Source organism: Marinobacter sp. ST-43 (assembly GCF_030541085.1).
GTDB lineage: Bacteria > Pseudomonadota > Gammaproteobacteria > Pseudomonadales > Oleiphilaceae > Marinobacter > Marinobacter nauticus.
Genome location: NZ_JASSVO010000001.1, coordinates 157,390 through 180,279 on the forward strand (window position 1 = coordinate 157,390; position 22,890 = coordinate 180,279).

A 22,890-nucleotide genomic window follows, 5' to 3' on the forward strand; every position below is an offset into this window, starting at 1 on the left:
GCGATCCAAACCTCAGGAGAGTGCCTGATTAAGGTCGGCGATCAGGTCTTCCGCATCCTCCAGGCCAACGGACAGGCGTAGCATGCCATCGCCAATGCCCCGTTTGAGGCGTTCTTCCCGGCTCAGGCCGTGATGACTGGTGGCGCTTGGTTGGCTTACCAGGCTTTCTACGCCGCCCAGGCTGGTAGCGAGCAGAAAGACGTTCAGGGAATCCGCCACTTTTTCGGCTGCCTGCTGGCCACCCTTCACTTCAATACTGAGCATGCCGCCGAAGCCGGTCATCTGCCGTTTCGCCAGTTCGTGGCCTTCGAATGAAGGCAGGCCCGGGTAGTGTACTTTGGTGATTTTCGGATGTTGTTCCATGGCTTGAGCAACGGCCATGGCGTTTTCGTTGTGTTGGCGGACTCGTAATGGCAGCGTGCGCAGGCTGCGGGAAAGCAGGGCAGCGGTTTCCGGGGCAATCAGCTGGCCCAGGTTCTTGCGCCAGGCAACCACGGGTTTTGCCAGGCTTGCAGAGGTCATCAGGGCACCGGCGGTCAGGTCGCTGTGGCCGCCCAGGTATTTGGTGGCGCTGTGCAAGACGAGATCTGCGCCCAGTTCCAGCGGTTTCTGGTTAATGGGGCTGGCGAAGGTATTGTCCACCGCCACCAGTGCACCGTTCTGGTGGGCGGTTTCAGCAATGGCGCGAATGTCCAGGATCGCCATGTTCGGGTTGGCCGGGGTTTCAAAATAGACCAGCTTGCCCGGTTCGGTGAGCGTTTTCGCAAGCTGGTCCTGCTCTTCACGGAACAGGAAAGTCACTGGAATCCCCAGCGCCTGGCAGTGATTCTTCAGCAGTTCCTGGGTGCCGCCATACAGATCGCCCACGCACACAATTCCGTTACGGCCATGGGCCAGAAGAGTGGCCGAAATTGCCGCCATACCGGAGGCAAACCCCAGGGCTACTTCTGCGTTTTCCAGCCCGGCCAATCCCTGCTCCAGTTCCTGAATGCTCGGGTTGGTGCCCCAGCGAGTGTACAGGTTACCGTCGCTTCGCCCCTCAATCACATCCAGTAGGGCTGCCGTATTCTCAAACCGGTAGGTGGTGGTGTTGTATACCGGCGAGTAGGGGCTGCCGAAGGCATCCTTGTGGCGGCGATTGTGGATGATGCGAGTCGCGGGGCCTTGGTTGTCTGGGGTGGTCATGGTGGTTCCTGTTCGTCGCTAAATTGTATTGGATGGAGCCGCAGACATTTTGTGACTCAAAATGTCTTTTGGCCCGACAACAGTTTCTGAGCTTGTTCCCTGAGACCTGCGAAAATTGGACCGGCGACTTTGTCGGGAAACTCTGTGGGTAGTAATGCGCTGACGGATTCGATGACGCTATCAGTGTTGGCTGCCGTTTCCTGCATTATGGCTGTAGCCCGCTTTGGTGAAAAGCCGGCGGCCTTTGCCGTTGACAGGAAATGTCGGGTAAGCATTCTGCTCCAGTGGTAGTGGCGACTGCGGCCTTTTAGCGACATGGCCATTTTGATCCTTGCGGGCGGCAAGCTTCCTTTTGCCATGAGTGGAAAGGCTGATATGACATCGTAGAGTGGCGTCATTCGGTAGGCCGATTCAGGTTCAATGAACAGGCTGAAGTTCTTTGCATGTCCGTCGATGGCGGCAAGTAGCCAGAACACCAGCTGGGTTTTGAAGAAGGTTTCCCGGTCGTGGCGGGCATTCTGGGAGCCTTCCAGCAGCTTCATGCATTGCTGAATGCCGGGGCCGCCATCGCTTTCGTATTTAAGGGCGGGCGCGACTCCCAATGCCTGGCACAAGTCTTCCTGCGGCAAGCGCATAAGCCACGAGCCATCGCTGGACCATTTCCGGTCAAAACGTTCAACAATCAGGATACTTTTGCGACCAAAGCGCGCAATGTCCGCATTGGCGGTGGGCAGTCCAAAGGCCTTCAGAATCTGGAGACAGAGCCACTCGTTTTCGCTGCTGTCGCGCAGATCTATGTGGCTGTGCTCCAGAAAACCAATCGGTAGTTTGAATATGTGGCTGGTGGGGGTTACTCCCTGTGGAAGTTGCCACTGGTTTTGGTGCCACAATAATGCGGTTTTTTCCTGCGCACCGGCCAGAGAAATGCGGAAATCGTGATCCTTGGTCATGCCCAGAGGGGCATCTTGGTAGCCCTCCAGAAGGTGTTCGATCTCTTGGTTGCTGAGTGGTATCGCTACGGTTTGTTCAGTGGATGGAAGCGTCGTCCCATTGGGATAGAGCTGGATGGCGCCTATGCAGTCTCTGCCAACGCTGGCGAGTAGATCGAATGGATGGTTGCTGGCGACACGAAATCGGGCCTGCATACGCGTTCGAAGGGTATCGGAATCTGGTAGCAGGTTATCGAAGAAGTTATACACCCTTTCGCCTTTGTAAGGCGAAAGGGTGAGCGGTAAAGATAGTGAAATGGCACGGGCACCAGGTCGGTTTACCCACTCCCGGAGATATTGAAAGGTCATTGCTCCTGAGCGAGCCTTTTCCAGGATACCAACTTCTATCCCGTTTAGCGCTACCAGTAGTTGTGACATTTCACCACTCCTGATCCCAACCGGACTCAGCTTGTTTTGAGTTGCGGTCACTCAGATGCAGTTCCAGGTCAAGAGCTGTAAGCAGTTTGAAAAGGGTCTCTACCCGGGATGCTTCAGGCCTGTTCTCGAATCCAGATATGGTCGCCTGCTTCACGCCAACACTGTCCGCCACCGTGCTTTGGCTGAGTTGACGCTCTTTCCGGATATTCTTCAGGGCTTGCGCCAACATTTCTGGTGAAGTGATTTTCACGTCTATCCCCTACAAAGGATTTTGTAAACAATATACCCTTGGGCGGATAAAGTCTATTTAGCCTTTATCGAGGATAAGTTTTCAGAAGTTGGGCTCTCGGGTATTTGGTGGCCGGAGAGTGAGCTGCATTGTAGACTGTTGCGTATCCTGACGATAACCGAGTTGCTCAACCGAAAGAAGGAAGACGCTTTGTCCATCAAATTGACCCAGTTCAGCCACGGTGCCGGATGTGGCTGCAAGATTGCTCCGGACGTTCTGGACCGCATCCTTCACACTGATGCTCCCGAATTTCACGATCCGCGACTGCTGGTGGGCAACAGCAGCCGAGACGATGCTGCGGTTGCCGATGTGGGTAACGGCCTTGGCATTATCAGCACCACCGATTTCTTTATGCCGGTGGTGGACGACCCGTTCGATTTCGGCCGTATTGCTGCCACCAACGCCATCAGCGATGTCTATGCCATGGGCGGAAAGCCCGTGATGGCTATCGCCATTCTGGGCTGGCCGGTCAATGAGCTGGAACCGGAAATTGCCGCCAAGGTGATCGATGGTGGTCGAGCTGTGTGTGCTGAGGCGGGTATTGCCCTGGCCGGTGGCCACAGCATTGACTCACCGGAGCCGATTTTCGGGCTGGCGGTGACTGGCCAGGTGGCTGTTGACCGTATTATCCGAAACGATACCGCTCAGGCGGGCGATTTGTTGTACCTCACCAAGCCACTGGGCGTCGGCATTCTCACCAGTGCTTCCAAGAAAGGTAAGGTTACTCCTGAAGATCTGGCCGTGGCGGTGGAGAACATGGCGACCCTCAATAAGGTTGGCGAAGCGTTTGCCGAGGTGGATGGTGTCAATGCCATGACTGATGTCACCGGCTTTGGTCTTGCCGGGCATCTGTTGGAAATCTGCCGGGGTAGCGGCCTGAAGGCCACGGTTAGCCGCAAGGCTGTGCCGGTGCTGCCAAATCTGAAGCCCTATATTGATGCCGATTGCATCCCTGGTGGCACCCACCGCAACGCGGCGGCCTTCGGCAAGGCGATTTCCGGTATGACCGACGCTGACAAACTGTTGTTCTGTGATCCGCAAACCAGCGGTGGCTTGATGGTTAGCGTGGCCGAAAAGAGCCGGGAAGCCTTTGAGGCCATCGCCCGTGAGCATGGGCTGGATTTGCAGCCTCTGGGGCGTCTGCAAGCCGCTGGCTCTGACGAAAGTCTGGTGTTTATCGAAGACTGAGCCCGGCGAAATATAAAGCCGCATCGGAATTGCTCCGCTGCGGCTTTTCTTTGTTTAAGCGTGGCCGTTACCGGAATACCAGCGGCAGAGCATTGAATCCGCCCGTAGGGAACATCGCCCGCTCAGGCGGTTCGCCTGCCACGGGTTCTATGGCGTCTACCTGCTTCAACAACTCTTCCATGAAAACTCTCAGTTCCATTCGCGCCAGCGGTGCGCCCGGGCAGATATGAATGCCAGCGCCGTAGAGCAGGTTCTTCGATGCGTTCTGGTGCGGGCAGAACTGGTCCGGGTTGCCGAAAGTATCTTCGTCCCGGTTGGCGGATGCCCAAAGAAGGGTGATTTTTTCGCCGGCGGGAATGGTTCTGCCGCTTATCTCGACCTCTCGGGTGGTTACTCGGCGGTTGGAAATGAGTGGGGCGTCCATTCGCAGGATTTCGTCAATGGCTTCGGGGAGCTGCTCTGGCGCGGTCTTAAGGTTGTTCAGCAACTCGTGGTGGTGGGCCAGATAGTTGGTCAGTATCGAGATGCTGGCGGAAATCGTGGCCAGTTCGCCGACCGTCCAGTTGCGCAATAGGCTGACGAGTTCTTCGTCGCTCATGGGTTTGCCGTTGACCTGCTCCCGCAGTAACCGGGTGGTGACATCGTCGGGCGCTTGGTCACCGGCCTGACGGCGGGTATCCAGCAGTTCCCGAATATAACCGTCGAACTCTTCCGCAACATCGGCCATGGCAGCACGGTCCCGGGCCAGGGTTGCCCGGTGATTCTTCATCACCCACTCGGCCAGTGGTTGATGCAGGCTGTCTGGCCAGCCCATAAACGCGCACTGAATCTGTAACGCAAAGGGGCGGCTAAGCGCGTTGACCACATCCAGCGGCTTGTTTTTGTCCAGGGTTTGTACCAGCGCCCGGGCCACCTTCCGGCATATCGGTTCAAAGCGCGCCATGGGCTCCGGCGCAAAATAGGGTTCGATGGCCTTGCGGTAGGGGGTATGTTCGGGCGGGTCCATGCCATTCGGTACGGACAGGTGGGCGGAGACGGCGTTGCTGAAGGTGTGGTGATCCTCCAGTACCTGCATGACATCGGCATGGCGAAACAACGTCCACTGCTGGTAATCACTCCAGGCCACCGGGCATTCCTTGCGCATGGCATCGTAGGCGCGGATCTGGTCCTTCTGAACCTCGGCTGATCTGGGATCCCAGTCTTCGTGGTGCTGCTCTGCCATACGGCCTCCTGATCTGTCGGTTAGCATTGGGGAAATGCTACCACCGGAGGCCGCTCTGCCTTTGGAGAAATATCAAGTCCTGATATTTGTAAAGGAAAGTGCTTATGGGTTTCGGGTAACGCCAATCACTTTCAGGTGGATGGGCTTACGACCTTTCATGGGCCATTCGATACTGCTGCCAATGCTCAGCCCCAGCATGGCGGCGCCGGCCGGTGCCAGTATCGAGACTTTGTGATCGGCGTCGCCTACCTCATGGGGGTATACCAACGCCACTTCGTGCTCCTCGCCGGTGTCTTCGTTCAGAAAGCGCACTCGGGAGTTCATGGTCACCACGCCCTCTGGCATGTCGGCCAGCGGTTTCATGTCGGCACGGCTGAGTTCGTCTTCCAGCCCATCGGCTACGTCAGACTGGCCGGCGACCCGCTCAAGCAAGGTGCTGAGGCGGTTGTAATCTTCTTCTGCAACAGTGATAGGTGGCAATTCAGCCATAGGAATCTCCAGGTAAACAATCGATTGTTGGTTAGGCGCTGAATCCGGACGGGAAGAGAGTGGATTCAGCGAAATCAGAGGCGGATGGCAGCCCTGCCGGTGTTCCCGAAGGAGGACCGCAGTGCCAGAGATATCGTGTAATTGCCTGAACGCAGAATGTTCACGGGAATTGCACTTCGCCTTTCGAGTTGAAGAAGCTCTGAATCTACCCCCGGGTGAGCAAAATGGCAACTGCGAACTTGCCGAAGATCTGTGCTAGTGTCTTGCACCTGTGAACGGGCTGGTGTCTGGTTGTCGGGAGGTGGTGATGCCAATGGTGGTTCAGGCTTTGATTCCTGTCTTCGTGCTGATCATGTTGGGCCATGGCTTGCGCCGCGTGGACTTTCCCGGAGGTGATTTCTGGCCCCGTGCGGAGCGCTTCACCTATTACGTACTGTTTCCTGCCATGCTGGTGTTCAAGCTTGGGCAGGCCCGGCTTCCTCCTTCCGCCTACGGTGATACGGCGATGCTGATTATCGCCATGCTGCTGGCGATGACGCTGGTGCTGGTCGCTGCGCAGTGGCTCTGGGGCTGGTCCGGTCCGGTGTTTTCATCGGTATACCAGGGTGCGATTCGTTTCAATTCCTACGTGGGCCTGGCCGCGGGTGGCATGCTCCTGGGGGATGATGGGCTCTCGCTCACGGCTATCGCCGTAGCCATTATGGTGCCGTTGTTGAACCTGCTGTGTATTCTGATGTTCGCTCTGGTAGCAGGGCGAGAGCAAATCAATCTGGCGGCGGTGATTCGGGCGATTGTCACCAACCCGTTGATCGTCGGTTCGGTCATTGGCGTGCTCTGGAGCTATTTTCAGGTAGGGTTTCATCCCTTGCTGGCGGGCATACTGGAGCCGTTGAGCAATCTGGCGCTGCCAATGGGGCTGATGTGCGTGGGAGCTGGTTTGCAGCTCAGTGCCCTGCGTGGTGGATCGGTACCGTTTATGGTGTCGTCGGCCCTGAAGCTGGTGGCGTTTCCGCTGATGACGGCGGGTCTGGCCTGGATGCTCGGGCTGGAGGGGCTGCTGGTGCAGGTGGCGGTGCTGCTGGCAGCCTTGCCTACCGCTACGTCGGCTTACATTCTGGCGCGCCAGCTTGGCGGGGACGCGCCGCTGATGGCAGGGATCATCAGCGGGCAAACCCTGTTGGCGATGGTCTCTATTCCGGTGCTACTGAGCCTGCTCTGGTAAGCACTTGAGAACCGCATCGGCCACAGATTGCTGAAACTCGATGTAGCCTGCCGGTGTCGATTCAATGTCGGTTGCCAGCGGGTCCCAGGTGCTGAAGGTGACGTTCAGTCCTTCGGTAATGGAACGCCACCACTGGCGGTTGAATTGGGGCTCGGTCAGCAGGCACGGGTGATTGGCAGCTTCGAGCTTGGCCTGAACATCGGCGATGTGTCGGGCGCCAGGGGAAAGTTCCGGGTTCAGGGTCAGAACGCCTTCCAGCGTCAGCCCATAGTGCTCGGCGTAGCGGGTAAAGGCATCGTGATAGGCGAACAGGCTGATGTCATCCAGGCCGGCAAAGCTCGCTCGAATACTCTGCTCTTTGTTGAGCAGTTCGGTTTGAAAACGCTCCAGGTTGGCATTCAGTTCCTCGGGGTTTACGCCCTCAAGTTCGCTCAGTACATTCCGGATGTCTTTCGCCATGTCCAGTGCCAGCATCGGGTCTACCCATATATGTGGGTCTTCGCCGTCGCCGTGATCGTGATGATGGGCGTCGGATTCGTGATCATGCCCATGCTCATCATGATGCTCGTCGTGCTCAGATTCTCCACCTTCGCTCTCCAGGAAAGCCACCGCCCGGCCGGCGAACTCCTTGCCACCGAGCAGACGGTTGAGGAAGGTTTCCATATCCGGGCCGACCCAGAAGATGACATCCGCTTGTTCCAGGGCACGCCGCTGAGAGGGCTTCATGCTGTAGTTATGAGGGCTGGAACCGGGTGGTACCAGTGTTGAGACCTCCACACTGTCACCCGCGACGGCTTTGACCAGAAGTTCAACAGGTTTAATGGACGCAACCACATTGGTAGCGGCGGCGGGTGTTGCGATAGCCAGGGCTGAGAGAGCAATGGCCAGGCGGGTGATTTTCTGCGGCATGGTATATCGAATCCTGCATGTGCGTGAAACGTTATAATATAACAATATTTGTCGTGGATGCAAAAGCCGCCCATGCGAAACCGCAGGATGGCCGCTATAATGCGCCCTTTATAAATCGGCCACTTATTTTCAGGATGGTTTCATGACAGTACGCACCCGAATTGCCCCGTCGCCCACCGGCGATCCACACGTTGGTACCGCCTACGTGGCCCTGTTTAACCTTTGCTTTGCCCGTCAGCACGGCGGCCAGTTCATTCTGCGCATCGAAGACACCGATCACGCCCGCAGTACCGCTGAATCCGAGCAGGACATTCTGACTGCGTTGCGTTGGCTGGGTCTGAATTGGGACGAGGGTCCCGATGTTGGCGGCCCCCACGGCCCGTATCGCCAGTCTGAGCGCAAGCACATGTATGGTCAGTATGCTGAGGATCTGGTCACCGCTGGCCATGCGTTCTATTGCTTCCGTACACCGGAAGAGCTGGATGCCATCCGCGAAGAGCGTAAGGCTCAGGGCCTGAATCCCGGCATCAAGGGCGATCTGGAGCTGCCGGAAGACGAGGTGAAGCGCCGTCTGGATGCGGGTGATCCGTACGTTATCCGCATGAAAGTGCCCGTTGAAGGCGTGTGTGAAATTCAGGATATGCTCCGGGGTACCATTGAGATCGATTGGGCCCAGGTGGACTGCCAGATTCTGTTGAAGTCTGATGGGATGCCCACCTATCACCTGGCCAACGTGGTTGATGACCATTTGATGGGCATTACCCACGTGCTGAGAGGTGAGGAATGGATCAATTCCGCGCCCAAGCACAAGCTGCTGTACCAGTACTTCGGCTGGGACATGCCAGAGTTGTGTCACCTGCCGCTGCTGCGCAACCCGGACAAGAGCAAGCTGTCGAAGCGCAAGAACCCGACCAGTATCAACTTTTACGAGCGTATGGGCTTCTTGCCAGAGGCTGTGACCAACTACCTGGGTCGTATGGGCTGGTCCATGCCGGACGAGCGTGAGAAATTCACTCTGGATGAGATGATCGAGAACTTTGATATCCAGCGCGTGTCCCTGGGTGGCCCCGTGTTTGACGTGGAAAAACTGCGTTGGCTCAACGGCCAGTGGATTCGTGAGGAGCTGAGCGACGAGCAGTTCATGGCGCGGATGCAACAGTGGTGGTTTAACCAGGACGACTTGAAAGCCCTGGTGCCCCATATCAAGGGTAGGGCAGAAGTGTTTTCCGATGTGGCGCCCATGGCCCAGTTCATGTTCAGCGGCATGCTGAACCTGAAGCCGGAGGACTTTGCCCATAACAAACTGGATGAAGGCCAGATCAAGCGCGTGCTGCAGTTTGCCCTCTGGAAGCTGGAAGCCCAGCGCCACTGGAGCAAGGACACCATCTTTGCCGACATCAAGGCGCTGGCGAAAGCCATGGACCTGAAGATGGGCGATTTCATGTTCTCGATCTTTGTGGCCATTGCCGGAACGCCTAATTCCTGGTCGGTGATGGACTCCATGGCGTTGCTGGGGCCGGACATGACCCGCTCTCGTTTGCGTCATGCCCTTGAGGTTATGGGCGGCTTTTCCAAGAAAGAAACCAAGAAAGTGGAGAAGGAATACGTCGCTCTGGGTGTTTGATGAGCGGTTTGTTGGTTAATTGAACGATGCGAACAGGGATGTTCAAAAAACTTTAAAAAAAGCGGAATCGGGTGTTGACGCCCCAAGGGCGGATCCTTAATATACGCATCCGTTGAGGGGCCATAGCTCAGCTGGGAGAGCGCAACACTGGCAGTGTTGAGGTCAGCGGTTCGATCCCGCTTGGCTCCACCAATTTCTAGTCCCCTTCGTCTAGTGGCCTAGGACTCCGCCCTTTCACGGCGGCAACAGGGGTTCGAACCCCCTAGGGGACGCCAATTAGGCTTGACGGTTTAGTCCACCGGATAGCCATCAAAAAAACCGCCTTCGGGCGGTTTTTTTGTGTCTGAACGAATGATCGGCGGGATTCGCGCCGTTTAGGGCGCCAATCCCGGGTGGCCGGTTCAGGCTCGTATGGCAATAGCGCCTTTGCCCACTCCCTCGTAGGCTTTTACCCGGATTTCCTCTCCGGAGAACTCCGCTTTCAGTTTGTCCGCAATGTGGGCGGCAATCAGCTCTACGGTTGTGTCCGTTTCCAGCATGTATACGCTGTGCTCAGGCAGTGTCAGGGCAAACTCACCCTGGTTGGCTTCATACTCGAAGGTGATATAGCCAATGCCATCCTCGCCCACGAACCGGCGAGCCACGTCTTCTTCCGTGCCCACATAGATATCCTGCCAGAGCTTCGCCCAGCGTTCTTCCAGGTCGTAGGCCCGGTGTCCGTTGCGGTCGATGCGGATCGGGGAGCGATGCCCATGGGCAATGCGCTGGCAGTTGCCCAGGTGCTTTTTCAGGCCGTGCACGTAGTGGTAGTAAGCGCCTTCAATGACTTCTTCGCGCAGGTTGATGTCGACGGAGGTGACATTGCCGGGCAGAACGGCTTTAAGCTCTTTTTCCAGCAGGGCGGCCACAGCAGACGGGACGACCCGGTCCGAGGACAGCCAGACAACGGCTTCGTCCGGCGAGCTGTGCTCGATGTGACCGCCGCCAGAGAGTGCCCAGCGGAAAGTGTTGGGCGCGTCCTCGCTCCATTGCAGGCCTTCGTATCCGCGGGGAATCACCAACCGGTGGTCAACGCGTTCGTCAATCACCCTTTTGATGGTGCGCTTGACGTTGCTGAAGTCAAAGACCATGCCCTGTTCGTCCAGTTCTCCTCCCAGCACCACATCGGCAATCCAGCTTTCGCCAACCAGGCCTCGAGCGGGATCCAGATAGGCGAAATCAATCACAGTGAGGTTGTCGACAAAGAGATGGTTCATGGAGGGTCCGGCGTGGTCAGGTTGCATGATGGCGGAATTCTAGCAAAAATCGCTGCATTCAGCAGTTTCAGGGGGCGCATCATAAACGCGAATCATAGCATCAAGGATCCGCAGTTTCCGGCATTGGTGCTGGCAGCCGGCCAGGCGAGACGAATGGGGTGTTACAAGCAGGCCTTGAAACTGCCAGGTGGCGATTCATTGCTGGGGCACGCCATTAGTCAGGCGCGGCAGCTATCGGCGCAGACGTGGGTGGTTGCGGGCGCAGGCTACCCTCTGGTGCGCTTTCGCTGCAATCGGCAACCGGCGCACTGGGTGGTTAACGAGCGTTGGCGGGAGGGCTTGTCGACGTCGTTGATTGCCGGCCTGCAGGCGCTTTCTCCCGCTGCTTTGGGTGTGTTTGTGCTGTTGGCAGACCAGCCCTTACTGGATACCGAAGGGCTCAGACGGCTGTCCGCAAACGCCCGGCGGAAGCCAGAGGTGCCCTGGGCAGCCAGTTATGGCAAGCGGGTAGGCGTGCCAGCCTGGATTCCGAAATCGCTCTGGGGAGATCTGTTATTGCTTAAGGGCGATGCGGGGGCGGGGGTGGTTCTGAACCGGGCCGGAACCCGTCCGGTTGAAATAGCCGGGGTGCAACAGGACGTTGACACCCCTCAGGACTGGCAGCAGGTCCGTGGGCAATTAGCCGAACAGGCCGGATAACCAGGCGATTCCTACGCTGAAAATACCCAGACTGATGGCCAAGCCAACGGTATAGATGCGCGAGTTGGCCGAGCGCTGCTGAGACACGTACAGATCGATGGTGCGCTGGGCAATGTCCTCGGCGGTCTCCCGGGAAATCTCGTGGGCCTGCTGAATGGCTTCCGACTGCAGGGTTTGCCAGAACTCGGTGTCGATGGTCTGTACGCTGGTGATGTGGTCCTTCAACTCCGCCATGTGCTCGGAGGTGAACCCGGCGTTTTTGGAGAGTTCTTTTTTCAGGGAGGTAAGTTCGCGACCCAGGTTCAGGTTCACTTCGGCGGCCACTTCGTCGCGCAGGTTGCGGGTGCGTTCATCCAGCATCTTGCTGAGTGACTCCAGGCGCTCCTCAATGGTGGCTTCCTGCTTGCTGCGGGTTTCGTCCAGCGCACGCTTGAGGTGATCGAACTGCTCGTCGAAAAGGGAACTGAGCAGTTCATGCAGCCGGTTGTTGATATGAGTCTTGACCGCCGAGCGGGCAATCTGCTCAATCAGGTCGCTGGTCAGAGGCACCACATTCGGGGCGCTTTGGCCGTTCAGGCCGCTTTCTGCTTTTGGCGACAGTTGCACAGAGGCATCCTCCGGAAAGTCCATGGGTTCGTCATCTGACTCGCGCAGGTCATGGCCGTTCATTTCAACAGGTGCTTCTGGCACGTTCCCCTGCTCGACGTCACTGGCCAACTGCTCCAGCATCAGGTTGAGACCTTCGTTGTGAGGCGGCTTGGTAAGGATGTTGTAGACACCAAAGTTGCGCGCTTCCTCCATAAAGGAAGAGGATTTCTTGGAGGTACACATGATGATCGGAATGCCGGCCGTTTCCGGGTTGTTCTTGATGGCCTTGGTGGCTTCCACGCCATTCATGCCGGGCATCAGGTGATCCATAAAGATCACGTCTGGCCGGTCGTGGCTCTTCAGGAAATCCAGCGCTTCTTCTGCTGATCCCGCCATGTTCACTTCCATGTCCCGACTCTCGAGCAGTTTGCTTAGCGCAAACCTGGCAACTTTGGAGTCGTCCACCAGCAGAGCATTTTTGATTGCCATGTCACTACCTCAACCTGTTACTGCAAACGCGTGGGTGCTGCGACCGGGTGATTACCAGCCTTCCAGTTGCGGGCACTGGGTTGCCCGATAACTCTTTTCCCGATAACAGACACCGGGTTCCGTGGTGCGGGCGGTAAACACTTCGCCGGCCGCGGTTGTCAGGCGAACCTGTCCATAGGGTTCACCATGGCGGAAAGTGGCCTCGATGGAGCTGCCGTTAGGGTTGCGCAGCAGGCCTTTGCCGTGGAACTTGCCTTCCATGTACTGGCCATCGTATTTCTTTCCGTCAGCAAAGACTTCCGAGCCCTTGCCATGAAATTCGCCGTTGGAGAATTCGCCTTCGTAGGAGCGTCCGTCCGGGTAGGTGAGGGCGCCCTGGCCGTGGAATTCATCATTCCGAAAGCCGCCAACGTACAGGATGCCATCGGCGGTGGTCAGGGAACCATGGCCATTCATACGGCCCTCCTCCCAGTTTCCGGTCAATATGTCGCCGTTGGCCAGGGTAAGCGTGCCCTTGCCGTGGAACTGATCGTTCTGGAACTGGCCGGTATAAGTCGTGCCGTCTGCGGAGCGCCAGCGCCCCTCACCGTGCCGCTCGCCCCGTTTCCAGTCGCCCTCGTAGCGGCTTCCATCGGCGTACCAGGCGGTACCGGAACCATCAAACTCGGCGTCCACGAAGTGGCCTTCATAACGCAGGCCGGAGCTATCTTCCCAGGTGCCATCACCAGTGGTGACGCCGCCGCGCCATTCACCATTCCTGTAGCTTACGGTGGTGAAGGCTTCCAGTTTGCCGACCAGCGTGAGTTCGTCGCCGGCTTCCAGTGCCACTGAATTGCTCCAGGATTGGTATCCTGGCTTTTCGATGGTGATGTCATAGCGGCCGGGGTCCAGCTCCAGGTCCAGGCGGGTGGCGCCATAGGATTTACCGTTGATCGTAACCTGATCGCCTACCACGTTGGAGCGTAACACCAGGGTGCCGGTTTTCGGAGGCTCGGGCGCGGGTTTCGTCTCCGGCACGTCGCGTTGGGAACGCATAGCCGAAACTGGTTCGGCCATGGCCAGCATTTCCGGGTTTTCGGGCATTGGTTCAACGGTGAACGGTTCGCTGTTTGCTGCTGTTTCGGTCTGTTCGCCGGTGGCCGGAAGCGCGTTGTCGACGGGCTGCGGCGTCTCCGGAGTGTCTGCCAATGGTGTCTCGCGGGTATCAGCAAACAGCGGCTCTTCAGCCACAGGTGCGGGTGTTTCGGCTTCAATCCGGGTTGTGGGTGTTTTCGCGGCTGAGGTTTCCGGCGCGGTGGCATGCTCCACGGTTTGCGCCAGAGCCGGAGCTGTGGTGTCGGTGGTATCCAGATCCTTGCGAACCGATGCGAATCCGGCAGTAACCAGAAGCATGAGCGCAAGTGCATTGATGAACAGCAGCGGCCTGAAATCGACCATGACAAAACCTCTTGATCCAAGTGTTCCGGATGCTTTGTTATGGATTCATCTTAACCACTGTCTGCAACGTTATGTAACAGAAAGTGTCTGAACTTGATCAGAATGCCGGTCGTATCACATTTTGTCCGGAAGCCGATCATGGTTAAGTTGCTCCCAGGACTTCATGTAAACATCGGCTTCATATTGATAGGGAGACCGGAACGGGGTCAGAACAAAATCGAATATCAGGAAAAAGGAGCCGATCGACAGCCAGGCGATCGTCAGGGTGCTGATGGTCGTGGCCTGTTCCTCCGGATTGGAGTTGACGAACTCCTGCAGCAGCGGGATCAGGTCACCGGCCATGACTACCGGGTTGAAGCTGGCCAGGACAAAGGGCAGCCAGAAGGCAATGAAAATGGGGAAGAAGCCGTAAGACCACAGCACACGCCGTAACAGGTAGATAGCAACTTCCCGCCAGAATCGCTGTCGAATCTCGGGAACTTTGCGGATTCGCTCGAGATACTGGCGCCGTTCGGCCCACCAGGCGGCAACTTCAGGGGCGTCGATGTGGGATTTGTCTGGGCTGCGGTCTGTCATGGATTGGCAGGCTACCTTGTTGAGTCCGTTCCGTGCATGATATCCGATACTACGTGTTACCCTGTAATTCTCCAATTGTTCTATACACAGGATTTTTTAATGGCTGCAGTGACTGACAACGCAATCCATCCGGCTTTTGAGAAACTTCGCAGTCACCGGATCGGCACCCTGAACCTTGAGGTTGAGGAGTATCGCCACAAAAAGACCGGTGCACGCCATCTACACCTGGCAGCGGACAACGACGAGAACGTATTCTTCGTTGCCTTGCGAACATTCCCGATGGATTCGACCGGTGTCGCCCACATCCTGGAGCATACCGCCCTGTGCGGCAGTGAGCGTTATCCGGTGCGTGATCCGTTCTTCATGATGATTCGCCGCTCCCTGAACACTTTCATGAATGCGTTCACCAGCAGCGACTGGACCGCTTATCCCTTTGCCAGCATGAACCGAAAGGACTTCGACAATCTGCTGTCGGTATACCTGGATTCCGTGTTCTTCTCTAAGCTGGACCCGCTGGATTTTGCACAGGAAGGTCATCGCCTGGAATTTGACAAGCCGGATGACCCATCCAGCGACCTGGTCTACCGGGGTGTGGTCTACAACGAGATGAAAGGGGCGATGAGTGCACCTACCTCCCAGCTCTGGCAGAACCTGACCAGCCATCTGTTCCCGACCACGACTTATCACTACAACAGCGGCGGCGAGCCGGACCATATTGTCGATCTGAGTTATGACGACCTGGTGAAGTTCTATCGCCACCACTACCACCCGAGCAATGCGATTTTTGCGACCTACGGCAATATCCCGGCCCGGGAACACCACGAGAAGTTTGAAGAGCTGGCGCTGAAACGGTTCGATCGGCTGGATATTGAACTGCCGGTGAAAGACGAGAAGCGCATGTTCGCGCCGGTCCGGGTAGAGCAGGGCTATGCGGTAAATGAAGGTGAGAGCACCGACAACAAGACCCACATTGTGATGGGGTGGTTGCTGGGCCACAGCTTCGACCTGCAGGAAAATCTTGAAGGCCAGTTATTGTCTGCCGTCTTGCTGGAAAACAGCGCATCGCCGTTGATGCGGGCGCTGGAAACCACAGACCTGGGCCATGCGCCGTCTCCCATGTGCGGGCTGGAGGATTCCAACCGGGAAATGACCTTCGTTTGCGGTATTGAGGGCAGCGAGCCGGAGCGCAGGGCGGATCTGGAACAGCTGATTGAGTCTACGCTGCAGAAGGTGGTGGATGACGGTGTCAGCCAGGAGCGCCTCGAGGCCATCCTGCATCAGTTGGAACTGCACCAGCGGGAGATTGCCGGAGACCAGTTCCCCTACGGCTTGCAACTGATCATGAGCGCGATTGCCCCCATGGTTCATGGTGGTGATCCGGTGGAACTGCTGGATCTCGAGCCGGTATTGGCGACATTGAGGGAAAAGATCAAGGATCCCGAGTATGTGCCCGGGCTGATCCGGCGCAAGTTGCTGGAGAACCCGCACCGGGTAACCCTGACTTTGCGCCCGGATGAAAAACTCGAAGGCCGTCGTCAGCAGGCCATCAAGGATGCCCTTGCCCGGCGCAAGGCGGAGCTGTCCGACGATGATATCAGCCATATTGTGCAGCGTGCTCAGGCACTGGAAGAGCGCCAGATGCGCAAGGATGATGATTCCATACTGCCCAAGGTTGGGCTGGATGATGTGCCGCTGCAGATGCCGGAGCCGGAGGGACGGTACGATGCCGAAACCGGTGCGACCGTTTATTCCCGAGGCACTAATGGCCTGGTGTATCAGCAGGTGGTGCTACCGCTGCCGGCTCTGAGCAAAGACGAACTGTTGCTGTTGCCTTATTACACCACTCTGATTTCCGAAGTGGGGTGTGGAGAGCTGGATTACTTGCAAATGCAGGATCGTATTTCTGCGGAATCTGGCGGCATCGGCGCTTCTTTTACTGCCAAGGGGCAGATTGATGATGTTCAGGCCATGACCGGCTATCTGATTTTCAGTGGCAAGGCGCTGAGCCGCAACAGCAAAGCGCTGACCCGCCTGCTGAAGGATGTCTACACCGGGGCCCGTTTTGACGAAAAAGAGCGTGTTCGTGAGATCATTGCCCAGATCCGGGCTCGCCGTGAGCAGGCGGTGACGGGCAGCGGGCATGCCCTGGCCATGGGCGCAGCGGCTCAGGGCGTCAGTTCCGGTGCCTGGTTGTCGTACCGTCTGGGTGGTCTGGCTGGAATTCGTGGTACCAAGGAGCTTGATCAGCAGCTCAAAGATGAAGCCGGCCTGGCCGATTTCTGTGGCAAGCTGGCCGCGCTGCACAACCGTATTCGCAGCCAGAACCGCCAGTTCCTGCTGATTGGTGAGGACGACCAGTTGTCGCCCATGCTGGATGAGTTGGGCACTTGCTGGAGCGGAGTGTCTGCAGAGGGTGAGGGTAACTGGTCCATGGAGCCGGTCAGCTACAACACCCGGGAGGCCTGGCTGACATCTACCCAGGTCAATTTCTGTGCCAAAGCCTACCCGACGGTTGCGGTGGATCATCCCGATGCGGCTGCGCTGACGGTACTGGGAGGCTTTCTCCGGAACGGTTATCTGCACCGGGCCATCCGTGAAAAAGGCGGGGCCTACGGTGGTGGCGCCGGCCAGGACAGCGTGAATGGTGTTTTCCGGTTCTTCTCCTATCGCGATCCACGCCTTGCGGAAACCCTGGATGACTTCGATGCAGCGCTGAACTGGTTGTACAGCGAAGCGCATGAGCACCAGGCTCTGGAAGAGGCTATCCTGGGTGTGATCGGCCAACTCGACCGCCCCCGCTCGCCAGCCGGAGCGGCTCGCCATGCTTACCACAACAGGCTGTTCGGGCGTACGCCGGAGCAGCGCGCACGTTTCCGTGAGAGGGTTCTTGGTGTCACTCTGGACGAGCTTAAGCGCGTGGCCAAGACCTGGCTTGCGCCTGAAAAGGCCAATGTGGCCGTGGTGACAAGCCCCGACAACCGTGCGGTTGTGGAAGGGCTTGGCATGGACATTCAGGAACTTTGATCTGACTGGCAGAGGGCCATTGGCTCTCTGCCGGGTTTCCTGCCTCAGCGGTGCCGCTTCAGGCCCGTTGTCACCATGATTCTGGTCGAGATTTCCTCAACGGAATACGCCGTAGTATTCAGATAGGGAATCCGCTCCCGCTTGTACATTAATTCGATTTCCTCAATCTCATGCATGCATTGCTGCAACGACGAGTAGCGGGAGTTTGGCCGGCGCTCGTTACGAATGGTGGCAAGGCGTTCCGGTTCGATGGTCAGGCCAAACAGTTTTTCCTTATGGGGCCGGAGCGCTGCGGGCATCTTCTGGTCGTCCAGGTCTTCTTCGGTAATCGGATAGTTGGCGGCCTTGATGCCATACTGCAGGGCCAGGTACAGGCAAGTGGGCGTTTTACCGCTGCGGGATGCTCCGATCAGAATCAGGTCGGCCTCGTCGTAATGCCGGGTGCGGGCACCGTCGTCATTGTCCAGCGCAAAGTTGACTGCGTGGATCCGGCGCTCGTAGCTGCCCGCGTTATTGATGGAGTGGGATTTGCCTACGGAGTAGGAGGACGACGAGTTGAGTTCCTGCTCCAGAGGGTTCAGGAAGGTTCCGAAGATATCCACCATAAAGCCGTCGGCCCGGCTGATGATTTCCCTGATGCCGCCATTAACGATGGTGTCGAATACCAGCGGCCGTTCCCCATCGATTTCCGACGCTTTGTTGATGCGGCTGACAAGATCTCGGGCCTTCTCCTCATCGTCGATATAGGGCACGGTAACCCGCTCAAACTCGATTTTTTCAAACTGCGCCAAAAGGGCATGGCCGAGCGCTTCTGCCGTAAGGCCAGTGCCATCAGAGATAAAAAACGCCGTTCTTTTCATGGTCGTATCCGGTCTGGTTTGAACTTGTTCCCGGGAGTCTTTGGTTGCCTCCCTAGGTAATTTCCTCAGCTTACAGTATCATACACGCCAGATTCGAGACTCCGCGCTACACAGACTGAAGGGAGACACGCTTTGGAAGATTACATTATCTGGTTTGACCACCTGGGAATGTCCGACGTAGACCGGGTTGGAGGCAAGAACGCCTCCCTCGGTGAAATGATCAGTAATCTCGCCAATGCTGGTGTTACCGTCCCTGGCGGTTTCGCTACCACTGCTCATGCTTACCGTGAATTCCTGGCCACCGACGGCCTGAGAGACCGCATTGACGAAGCCCTGGATGCCCTGGATGTCAACGACGTTAATGAACTGGCGCGGGTTGGCTCCCAGATTCGCCAGTGGGTAATCGACACCGCGTTTCCGGAAGTTCTGGATAACGCCTTGAAAGAAGCCTATGCCAAGCTTCGGGCCGGTAACGATCAGATGGCTGTCGCGGTGCGTTCCTCCGCCACCGCCGAGGATCTTCCTGATGCCTCTTTCGCCGGCCAGCAGGAAACTTTCCTGAACGTGGTGGGTCTGGAGCAGGTTCGTACCTCTGTGAAAGAGGTGTTTGCCTCGCTGTTCAATGACCGGGCGATTTCCTATCGCGTGCACCATGGTTTTGATCACAAGCTGGTAGCGTTGTCTGCCGGTATCCAGAAGATGGTTCGCAGTGAAACCGCTTCCAGCGGTGTTATGTTCACCCTGGATACCGAGTCCGGTTTCCGCGATGTGGTGTTTATTACCTCCTCATACGGCCTCGGTGAAACCGTGGTGCAGGGTGCCGTGAACCCTGACGAATTCTATGTACACAAGCCGACCCTGGAAGCCGGACGTCCGTCGGTATTGCGCCGTAACCTCGGCAGCAAGGCCATCAAGATGGTTTACCATTCCGAACCGGGCGAAGGTAAGTTTGTTGAAACCGTGAAGGTGGAGCAGGAAGACCGTAATCGTTTTTCCATCACCGATGCGGAAGTGGAAGAACTGGCCAAGCAGGCCATGATCATTGAAAAGCATTATCAGCGCCCGATGGATATTGAGTGGGCCAAAGATGGTGATGACGGCAAGATCTATATCGTTCAGGCCCGGCCGGAAACGGTCAAGAGCCGCGCAGCTGCTAATGTGATGGAACGTTACCTGCTGAAGGAAACCGGCAAAGTGCTGGTGGAAGGTCGCAGTATCGGCCACAAGATCGGCAGTGGCCCGGTGAAGATCATCACCAGCATTAACGAAATGGACCGGGTACAGGCCGGCGACGTGCTGGTTACCGATATGACCGACCCGGACTGGGAGCCGGTGATGAAGCGGGCTTCCGCCATTGTTACCGACCGTGGTGGCCGTACCTGCCACGCCGCCATTATTGCCCGAGAGTTGGGTATTCCAGCGGTTGTGGGCTGTGGCGATGCCACCGAGGTGCTCAAGGATGGTCAGGACGTGACCGTCTCCTGTGCCGAAGGGGACACCGGTATGATTTACGAGGGTGCTCTGGACTTCGAGCTGCGTGAGAATACCGTGGACTCCATGCCCAACATTCCGTTCAAGATCATGATGAACGTGGGTAACCCGGACCGAGCCTTTGACTTCCAGGCGCTGCCCAATGAGGGTGTGGGCCTGGCCCGCCTTGAGTTCATCATTAACCGGATGATTGGCGTGCACCCGAAAGCGCTGTTGAACTTCGACGGTCTGCCCCGTGACATCAAGCAGACCGTGGAAAAGCGCATTTCCGGCTATGCCTCACCGGTGGATTTCTACGTGGACAAGCTGGTGGAAGGTATTTCCACCCTGGCAGCGGCGTTCGCTCCCAAGAAAGTGATTGTGCGTTTGTCCGACTTCAAATCCAATGAGTACGCCAACCTGATTGGCGGCACTCTGTACGAGCCGGACGAAGAGAACCCGATGCTGGGCTTCCGTGGTGCGTCGCGCTATATCTCCGATACCTTCCGCGACTGTTTCGAGCTTGAGTGTCGGGCCCTGAAGAAGGTCCGCAATGAAATGGGCCTGACCAACGTTGAAGTAATGGTGCCGTTCGTACGGACTGTCGGTGAAGCCGAGCAGGTGGTGAACCTGCTGGCGGAAAACGGCTTGAAGCGCGGCGAGAACGGCCTGCGGGTCATCATGATGTGTGAACTGCCAGCCAATGCCATTCTGGCGGAGCAGTTCCTGGAGCACTTTGATGGCTTCTCCATTGGCTCCAACGATCTGACTCAGCTGACGCTCGGTCTGGACCGGGATTCCGGCATCATTGCTCACCTGTTCGATGAGCGTAACGATGCAGTGAAGGCGCTATTGTCCAACGCGATCCAGGCCTGCAAGAAAACCGGTAAGTATATCGGCATCTGTGGTCAGGGCCCGTCAGATCACCCGGATCTGGCCAAGTGGCTGATGGATGAGGGCATTGATACCGTGTCCCTGAACCCGGATTCGGTACTCGATACCTGGTTCTTCCTGGCCGACGAGAAGATCGACTGATCACCACCACTTTGGGAAAAGGAGAGCGACAACGTGAGCAATATCATTACTCCGGATCTGTGTGACGAGTTTCCGGAAGTGCAGGTGGTCGAGCCTGGCTTCAACAATTACGGTGGCGTGCGCCAGTTCGGCGGAGAAATCGTCACCGTGAAGTGCTTTGAAGACAACTCAGTGGTGAAAGAGCAGGTTGGTCTGCCCGGTAACGGCCGCGTGATGGTGGTTGACGGTGGTGCTTCCAAGCGCAATGCGCTGCTGGGCGATATGTTGGCTGAGAAAGCCGCGGAAAACGGTTGGGCCGGCCTGATCATTTATGGCTGCATCCGGGATGTGGACGAAATTGGACAGACCAATCTGGGCGTCCAGGCCCTGGGCACTGTGCCACGCAAGACCGAAAAGCGTGGTATCGGTGATCTGAATATCCCGGTGACATTCCACGGTGTGACTTTCAAGCCCGGGCAGTACGTGTATGCCGATAACAACGGCATCATCGTCTCCGAGAAGCCGCTGGTTTAAGCCGCGGCCTCGGCACAGACAAAAACGGCGGCCTTTGGGCCGCCGTTTTTTATTGGGTCACTTCTATGATGTTGATTCCGAGCAGATAACCATCACCATCCGGCTCACAACGCACCACCTCACCGAGCGTCTCCAGGGGCGGGAACTGATCCCCAGCGGACTCCATTCGGGTTCTCAGTTCTTCGCCAATCCTGAAAGGTTGCTCCACTGCTACTTGCATACCGGCGGCACTGAGATCGCGGCAGGTACCGGTCTGGGTTTCACCATCGTTGCCGGTAATCGTGACGGTGCTGTTCACCTGCATACGATGGAAGTCGCGCTTCTCAGAGTAATCTTTCATCACCTTTACGCCCAGTTGTCGGTTTTTCTTGTCGGTTTGAGCATGGGAATGATCAGGGCCAGCAGTACGCCGCCAAACACGAGGCCCGCGCCCAGAAGCATGAAATCAGATTCCTTGCTGGCCTCAAGACGCTCGTTTTCTGCTGTCAGTACTTCCAGATCATTCCGCAGTTTCTGGTTTTCTTCGCGCAATTCACGGTTACGACGCTCAAGATTGATGGAGTCAGCGGCAATATTCTTGATGCGTTGTAGTTCAGTTTGCAGGTCTTCTGCCCGATTGGAAAGATTATTCTCGGTATTCTGCAGAGCGTTTCGGTCTTCGGTAACGGTTGCCAGCTGCTGCCGTGTTTCGGTCAGCTCGGCCCGTGCCGTATCCAGCTGCTGGCTGACTCTTCGTAGTTGGTCTGCGGCGATGGGTTCATTGCTCAGGTATTGGCTCGACACCCAGCCTTCGGTGCCTTTCGGGGTGCGTACGCGGGTGTAGCTCTCACCGGTTTCGAGAACTTCCAGTGGCGTGCCGCTGGGAACCGCGTTTTCGATGATCCGGTACTGGGTGCCAGCGCCCGAGCGCACAGGCAGGTAAAGCTGATCATCGACCCAGACGGTGCGCGCCTGCGCAACGGAAACGGAGCTGACAATAAGCACAAGGCTGAAAAGGAGGCGGAGCGGTGTCACGGAGTACGTTCCCTGATAGTGTTATTACTGATGATTTAAACCCGCAATTCTGTCATAAGGTGGCCGCTATTCAAGCACCTCAGCGTTACAATCCGCTCATGCTGGCGGCCGCTTTGTTCAGGGCAGCACCACCTTGTAGGGTTTGACGATTACTTTTTCATACACGCCGGCATCGACATAGGGATCGGCATCGGCCCAGGCCTGAGCTTTCTCAAGTGATTCGAACTCAGCGATGACCAGGCTGCCACTGAAGCCTGCTTCGCCAGGATCGGGCGAATCAATGGCCGGATGGGGGCCAGCTACCAGTAACCGGCCTTCGGCCTTGAGCTGTTCCAGTCGGGCCAGGTGGGCAGGCCGGGCTTCTTTGCGCAGGGGCAGGCTGTTGGCAATGTCTTCGCTGATGATGGCGTAATACATGGGTTCTCCGATCGGTG

Annotated in this window: 21 protein-coding genes and 2 tRNA genes; 9 read left to right on the top strand and 14 right to left on the bottom strand. The window is 57.2% G+C overall.

Annotation, left to right across the window (positions count from 1 at the left end):
- Window positions 1–12: 12 nt before the first annotated feature.
- From QPL98_RS00740 to QPL98_RS00750, 3 genes are read right to left on the bottom strand one after another with little or no spacing between them, the layout of a single operon-like run.
- Window positions 13–1,185, bottom strand: coding sequence for a PLP-dependent aspartate aminotransferase family protein (locus QPL98_RS00740; protein ID WP_303292451.1), 1,173 nt, complete (start codon window positions 1,183–1,185; stop codon window positions 13–15).
- 56 nt (window positions 1,186–1,241) lie between these two features.
- Window positions 1,242–2,552, bottom strand: a complete 1,311-nt coding sequence (locus QPL98_RS00745) for a type II toxin-antitoxin system HipA family toxin (protein ID WP_303292452.1) — start codon at window positions 2,550–2,552, stop codon at window positions 1,242–1,244.
- A 1-nt stretch (window position 2,553) separates the two neighbouring features.
- On the bottom strand, window positions 2,554–2,802 hold the full coding sequence (locus QPL98_RS00750; protein WP_222197372.1) for a helix-turn-helix domain-containing protein: 249 nt from the start codon (window positions 2,800–2,802) through the stop codon (window positions 2,554–2,556).
- Between the two features lie 189 nt (window positions 2,803–2,991).
- Between QPL98_RS00750 and selD the strand changes: the two genes are divergently transcribed.
- Entirely contained in the window at window positions 2,992–4,029 is a 1,038-nt protein-coding gene (gene selD, locus QPL98_RS00755) for a selenide, water dikinase SelD (RefSeq protein ID WP_303292453.1), read from the top strand.
- Window positions 4,030–4,096: 67 nt separating this feature from the next.
- Here the strand turns inward: selD and QPL98_RS00760 are convergent, their stop codons facing one another.
- Together QPL98_RS00760 and rnk are read right to left on the bottom strand one after the other, a co-directional pair.
- Window positions 4,097–5,251: a cytochrome P450 gene (locus QPL98_RS00760; RefSeq protein ID WP_199452198.1), complete on the bottom strand. Its 1,155-nt coding sequence runs from the start codon at window positions 5,249–5,251 to the stop codon at window positions 4,097–4,099.
- A gap of 102 nt (window positions 5,252–5,353) precedes the next feature.
- Window positions 5,354–5,740, bottom strand: a complete 387-nt coding sequence (gene rnk, locus QPL98_RS00765; protein WP_014421109.1) for a nucleoside diphosphate kinase regulator — start codon at window positions 5,738–5,740, stop codon at window positions 5,354–5,356.
- 307 nt (window positions 5,741–6,047) lie between these two features.
- On the opposite strand from rnk, the gene QPL98_RS00770 reads away from it, so the two are divergent.
- The gene (locus QPL98_RS00770) at window positions 6,048–6,962 is read left to right on the top strand and encodes an AEC family transporter (RefSeq protein ID WP_199452197.1); all 915 of its coding nucleotides are present in this window, start codon (window positions 6,048–6,050) and stop codon (window positions 6,960–6,962) included.
- Here QPL98_RS00770 and QPL98_RS00775 read toward each other — a convergent pair.
- The gene (locus QPL98_RS00775) at window positions 6,942–7,871 is read right to left on the bottom strand and encodes a zinc ABC transporter substrate-binding protein (RefSeq protein ID WP_199452196.1); all 930 of its coding nucleotides are present in this window, start codon (window positions 7,869–7,871) and stop codon (window positions 6,942–6,944) included. The two genes, QPL98_RS00770 and QPL98_RS00775, sit on opposite strands and share 21 nt — an antisense overlap.
- 142 nt (window positions 7,872–8,013) lie before the next feature.
- Here QPL98_RS00775 and gltX point away from each other — a divergent pair, with 142 nt between their 5' ends.
- The 3 genes from gltX to QPL98_RS00790 all read left to right on the top strand — a co-directional run bounded on the left by gltX (window position 8,014) and on the right by QPL98_RS00790 (window position 9,770).
- Complete coding sequence (gene gltX, locus QPL98_RS00780; protein WP_199452195.1) at window positions 8,014–9,495, top strand: glutamate--tRNA ligase; 1,482 nt, start codon at window positions 8,014–8,016, stop codon at window positions 9,493–9,495.
- 116 nt (window positions 9,496–9,611) lie between these two features.
- Window positions 9,612–9,687, top strand: a tRNA-Ala gene (locus tag QPL98_RS00785).
- A gap of 7 nt (window positions 9,688–9,694) precedes the next feature.
- Window positions 9,695–9,770 (top strand) — tRNA-Glu (locus tag QPL98_RS00790).
- 126 nt (window positions 9,771–9,896) lie between these two features.
- On the opposite strand, the gene QPL98_RS00795 is transcribed toward QPL98_RS00790, so the two are convergent.
- The gene (locus tag QPL98_RS00795) at window positions 9,897–10,751 is read right to left on the bottom strand and encodes a 6-carboxytetrahydropterin synthase (protein WP_303292454.1); all 855 of its coding nucleotides are present in this window, start codon (window positions 10,749–10,751) and stop codon (window positions 9,897–9,899) included.
- On the opposite strand from QPL98_RS00795, the gene QPL98_RS00800 reads away from it, so the two are divergent.
- A complete protein-coding gene (locus QPL98_RS00800) occupies window positions 10,743–11,450 on the top strand; it encodes an NTP transferase domain-containing protein (protein WP_081699711.1) in 708 nt (235 codons plus the stop codon). The genes QPL98_RS00795 and QPL98_RS00800 overlap by 9 nt on opposite strands.
- Here the strand turns inward: QPL98_RS00800 and QPL98_RS00805 are convergent.
- The 3 genes from QPL98_RS00805 to QPL98_RS00815 all read right to left on the bottom strand — a co-directional run bounded on the left by QPL98_RS00805 (window position 11,430) and on the right by QPL98_RS00815 (window position 14,540).
- Window positions 11,430–12,527 carry a response regulator gene (locus tag QPL98_RS00805; RefSeq protein ID WP_153740332.1) on the bottom strand — a complete coding sequence of 366 codons (1,098 nt, stop codon included), beginning with the start codon at window positions 12,525–12,527 and terminating at the stop codon, window positions 11,430–11,432. The genes QPL98_RS00800 and QPL98_RS00805 overlap by 21 nt on opposite strands.
- A 51-nt stretch (window positions 12,528–12,578) precedes the next feature.
- A complete protein-coding gene (locus QPL98_RS00810) occupies window positions 12,579–13,964 on the bottom strand; it encodes an MORN repeat-containing protein (protein WP_303292455.1) in 1,386 nt (461 codons plus the stop codon).
- A 114-nt stretch (window positions 13,965–14,078) separates the two neighbouring features.
- Window positions 14,079–14,540: a hypothetical protein gene (locus QPL98_RS00815; RefSeq protein ID WP_113879016.1), complete on the bottom strand. Its 462-nt coding sequence runs from the start codon at window positions 14,538–14,540 to the stop codon at window positions 14,079–14,081.
- Between the two features lie 99 nt (window positions 14,541–14,639).
- Here QPL98_RS00815 and QPL98_RS00820 point away from each other — a divergent pair, with 99 nt between their 5' ends.
- On the top strand, window positions 14,640–17,564 hold the full coding sequence (locus tag QPL98_RS00820; protein ID WP_199452191.1) for an insulinase family protein: 2,925 nt from the start codon (window positions 14,640–14,642) through the stop codon (window positions 17,562–17,564).
- A gap of 44 nt (window positions 17,565–17,608) precedes the next feature.
- Here QPL98_RS00820 and QPL98_RS00825 read toward each other — a convergent pair whose 3' ends face one another.
- Entirely contained in the window at window positions 17,609–18,424 is an 816-nt protein-coding gene (locus tag QPL98_RS00825) for a pyruvate, water dikinase regulatory protein (protein ID WP_011785359.1), read from the bottom strand.
- Window positions 18,425–18,556: 132 nt separating this feature from the next.
- On the opposite strand from QPL98_RS00825, the gene ppsA reads away from it, so the two are divergent.
- Both ppsA and rraA read left to right on the top strand, forming a co-directional pair.
- Window positions 18,557–20,929 (top strand): phosphoenolpyruvate synthase, encoded by a 2,373-nt coding sequence (ppsA, locus tag QPL98_RS00830; protein ID WP_303292456.1) that lies wholly within the window; start codon window positions 18,557–18,559, stop codon window positions 20,927–20,929.
- Window positions 20,930–20,962: 33 nt separating this feature from the next.
- On the top strand, window positions 20,963–21,442 hold the full coding sequence (gene rraA, locus QPL98_RS00835; RefSeq protein WP_303292457.1) for a ribonuclease E activity regulator RraA: 480 nt from the start codon (window positions 20,963–20,965) through the stop codon (window positions 21,440–21,442).
- 49 nt (window positions 21,443–21,491) lie between these two features.
- Here rraA and QPL98_RS00840 read toward each other — a convergent pair whose 3' ends face one another.
- The 3 genes from QPL98_RS00840 to QPL98_RS00850 form a co-directional block, all read right to left on the bottom strand.
- Window positions 21,492–21,782, bottom strand: a complete 291-nt coding sequence (locus tag QPL98_RS00840; protein ID WP_303292458.1) for a PilZ domain-containing protein — start codon at window positions 21,780–21,782, stop codon at window positions 21,492–21,494.
- A 5-nt stretch (window positions 21,783–21,787) separates the two neighbouring features.
- On the bottom strand, window positions 21,788–22,456 hold the full coding sequence (locus QPL98_RS00845; protein WP_303292459.1) for a TIGR04211 family SH3 domain-containing protein: 669 nt from the start codon (window positions 22,454–22,456) through the stop codon (window positions 21,788–21,790).
- Window positions 22,457–22,573: 117 nt separating this feature from the next.
- A complete protein-coding gene (locus QPL98_RS00850; RefSeq protein WP_011785354.1) occupies window positions 22,574–22,873 on the bottom strand; it encodes a YciI family protein in 300 nt (99 codons plus the stop codon).
- Window positions 22,874–22,890: the final 17 nt, after the last annotated feature.

What these genes read in the sequence shown, in the direction of transcription:
- QPL98_RS00740 (WP_303292451.1), bottom strand. Translation starts at nt 1,185, where the DNA reads ATGACCACCCCAGACAACCAAGGCCCCGCGACTCGCATCATCCACAAT.
- QPL98_RS00745 (WP_303292452.1), bottom strand. Translation starts at nt 2,552, where the DNA reads ATGTCACAACTACTGGTAGCGCTAAACGGGATAGAAGTTGGTATCCTG.
- QPL98_RS00760 (WP_199452198.1), bottom strand. Translation starts at nt 5,251, where the DNA reads ATGGCAGAGCAGCACCACGAAGACTGGGATCCCAGATCAGCCGAGGTT.
- rnk (WP_014421109.1), bottom strand. Translation starts at nt 5,740, where the DNA reads ATGGCTGAATTGCCACCTATCACTGTTGCAGAAGAAGATTACAACCGC.
- QPL98_RS00770 (WP_199452197.1), top strand. Translation starts at nt 6,048, where the DNA reads ATGCCAATGGTGGTTCAGGCTTTGATTCCTGTCTTCGTGCTGATCATG.
- QPL98_RS00775 (WP_199452196.1), bottom strand. Translation starts at nt 7,871, where the DNA reads ATGCCGCAGAAAATCACCCGCCTGGCCATTGCTCTCTCAGCCCTGGCT.
- gltX (WP_199452195.1), top strand. Translation starts at nt 8,014, where the DNA reads ATGACAGTACGCACCCGAATTGCCCCGTCGCCCACCGGCGATCCACAC.
- QPL98_RS00800 (WP_081699711.1), top strand. Translation starts at nt 10,743, where the DNA reads ATGGTTCATGGAGGGTCCGGCGTGGTCAGGTTGCATGATGGCGGAATT.
- QPL98_RS00795 (WP_303292454.1), bottom strand. Translation starts at nt 10,751, where the DNA reads ATGAACCATCTCTTTGTCGACAACCTCACTGTGATTGATTTCGCCTAT.
- QPL98_RS00805 (WP_153740332.1), bottom strand. Translation starts at nt 12,527, where the DNA reads ATGGCAATCAAAAATGCTCTGCTGGTGGACGACTCCAAAGTTGCCAGG.
- QPL98_RS00810 (WP_303292455.1), bottom strand. Translation starts at nt 13,964, where the DNA reads ATGGTCGATTTCAGGCCGCTGCTGTTCATCAATGCACTTGCGCTCATG.
- QPL98_RS00815 (WP_113879016.1), bottom strand. Translation starts at nt 14,540, where the DNA reads ATGACAGACCGCAGCCCAGACAAATCCCACATCGACGCCCCTGAAGTT.
- QPL98_RS00820 (WP_199452191.1), top strand. Translation starts at nt 14,640, where the DNA reads ATGGCTGCAGTGACTGACAACGCAATCCATCCGGCTTTTGAGAAACTT.
- QPL98_RS00825 (WP_011785359.1), bottom strand. Translation starts at nt 18,424, where the DNA reads ATGAAAAGAACGGCGTTTTTTATCTCTGATGGCACTGGCCTTACGGCA.
- QPL98_RS00840 (WP_303292458.1), bottom strand. Translation starts at nt 21,782, where the DNA reads ATGAAAGATTACTCTGAGAAGCGCGACTTCCATCGTATGCAGGTGAAC.
- QPL98_RS00850 (WP_011785354.1), bottom strand. Translation starts at nt 22,873, where the DNA reads ATGTATTACGCCATCATCAGCGAAGACATTGCCAACAGCCTGCCCCTG.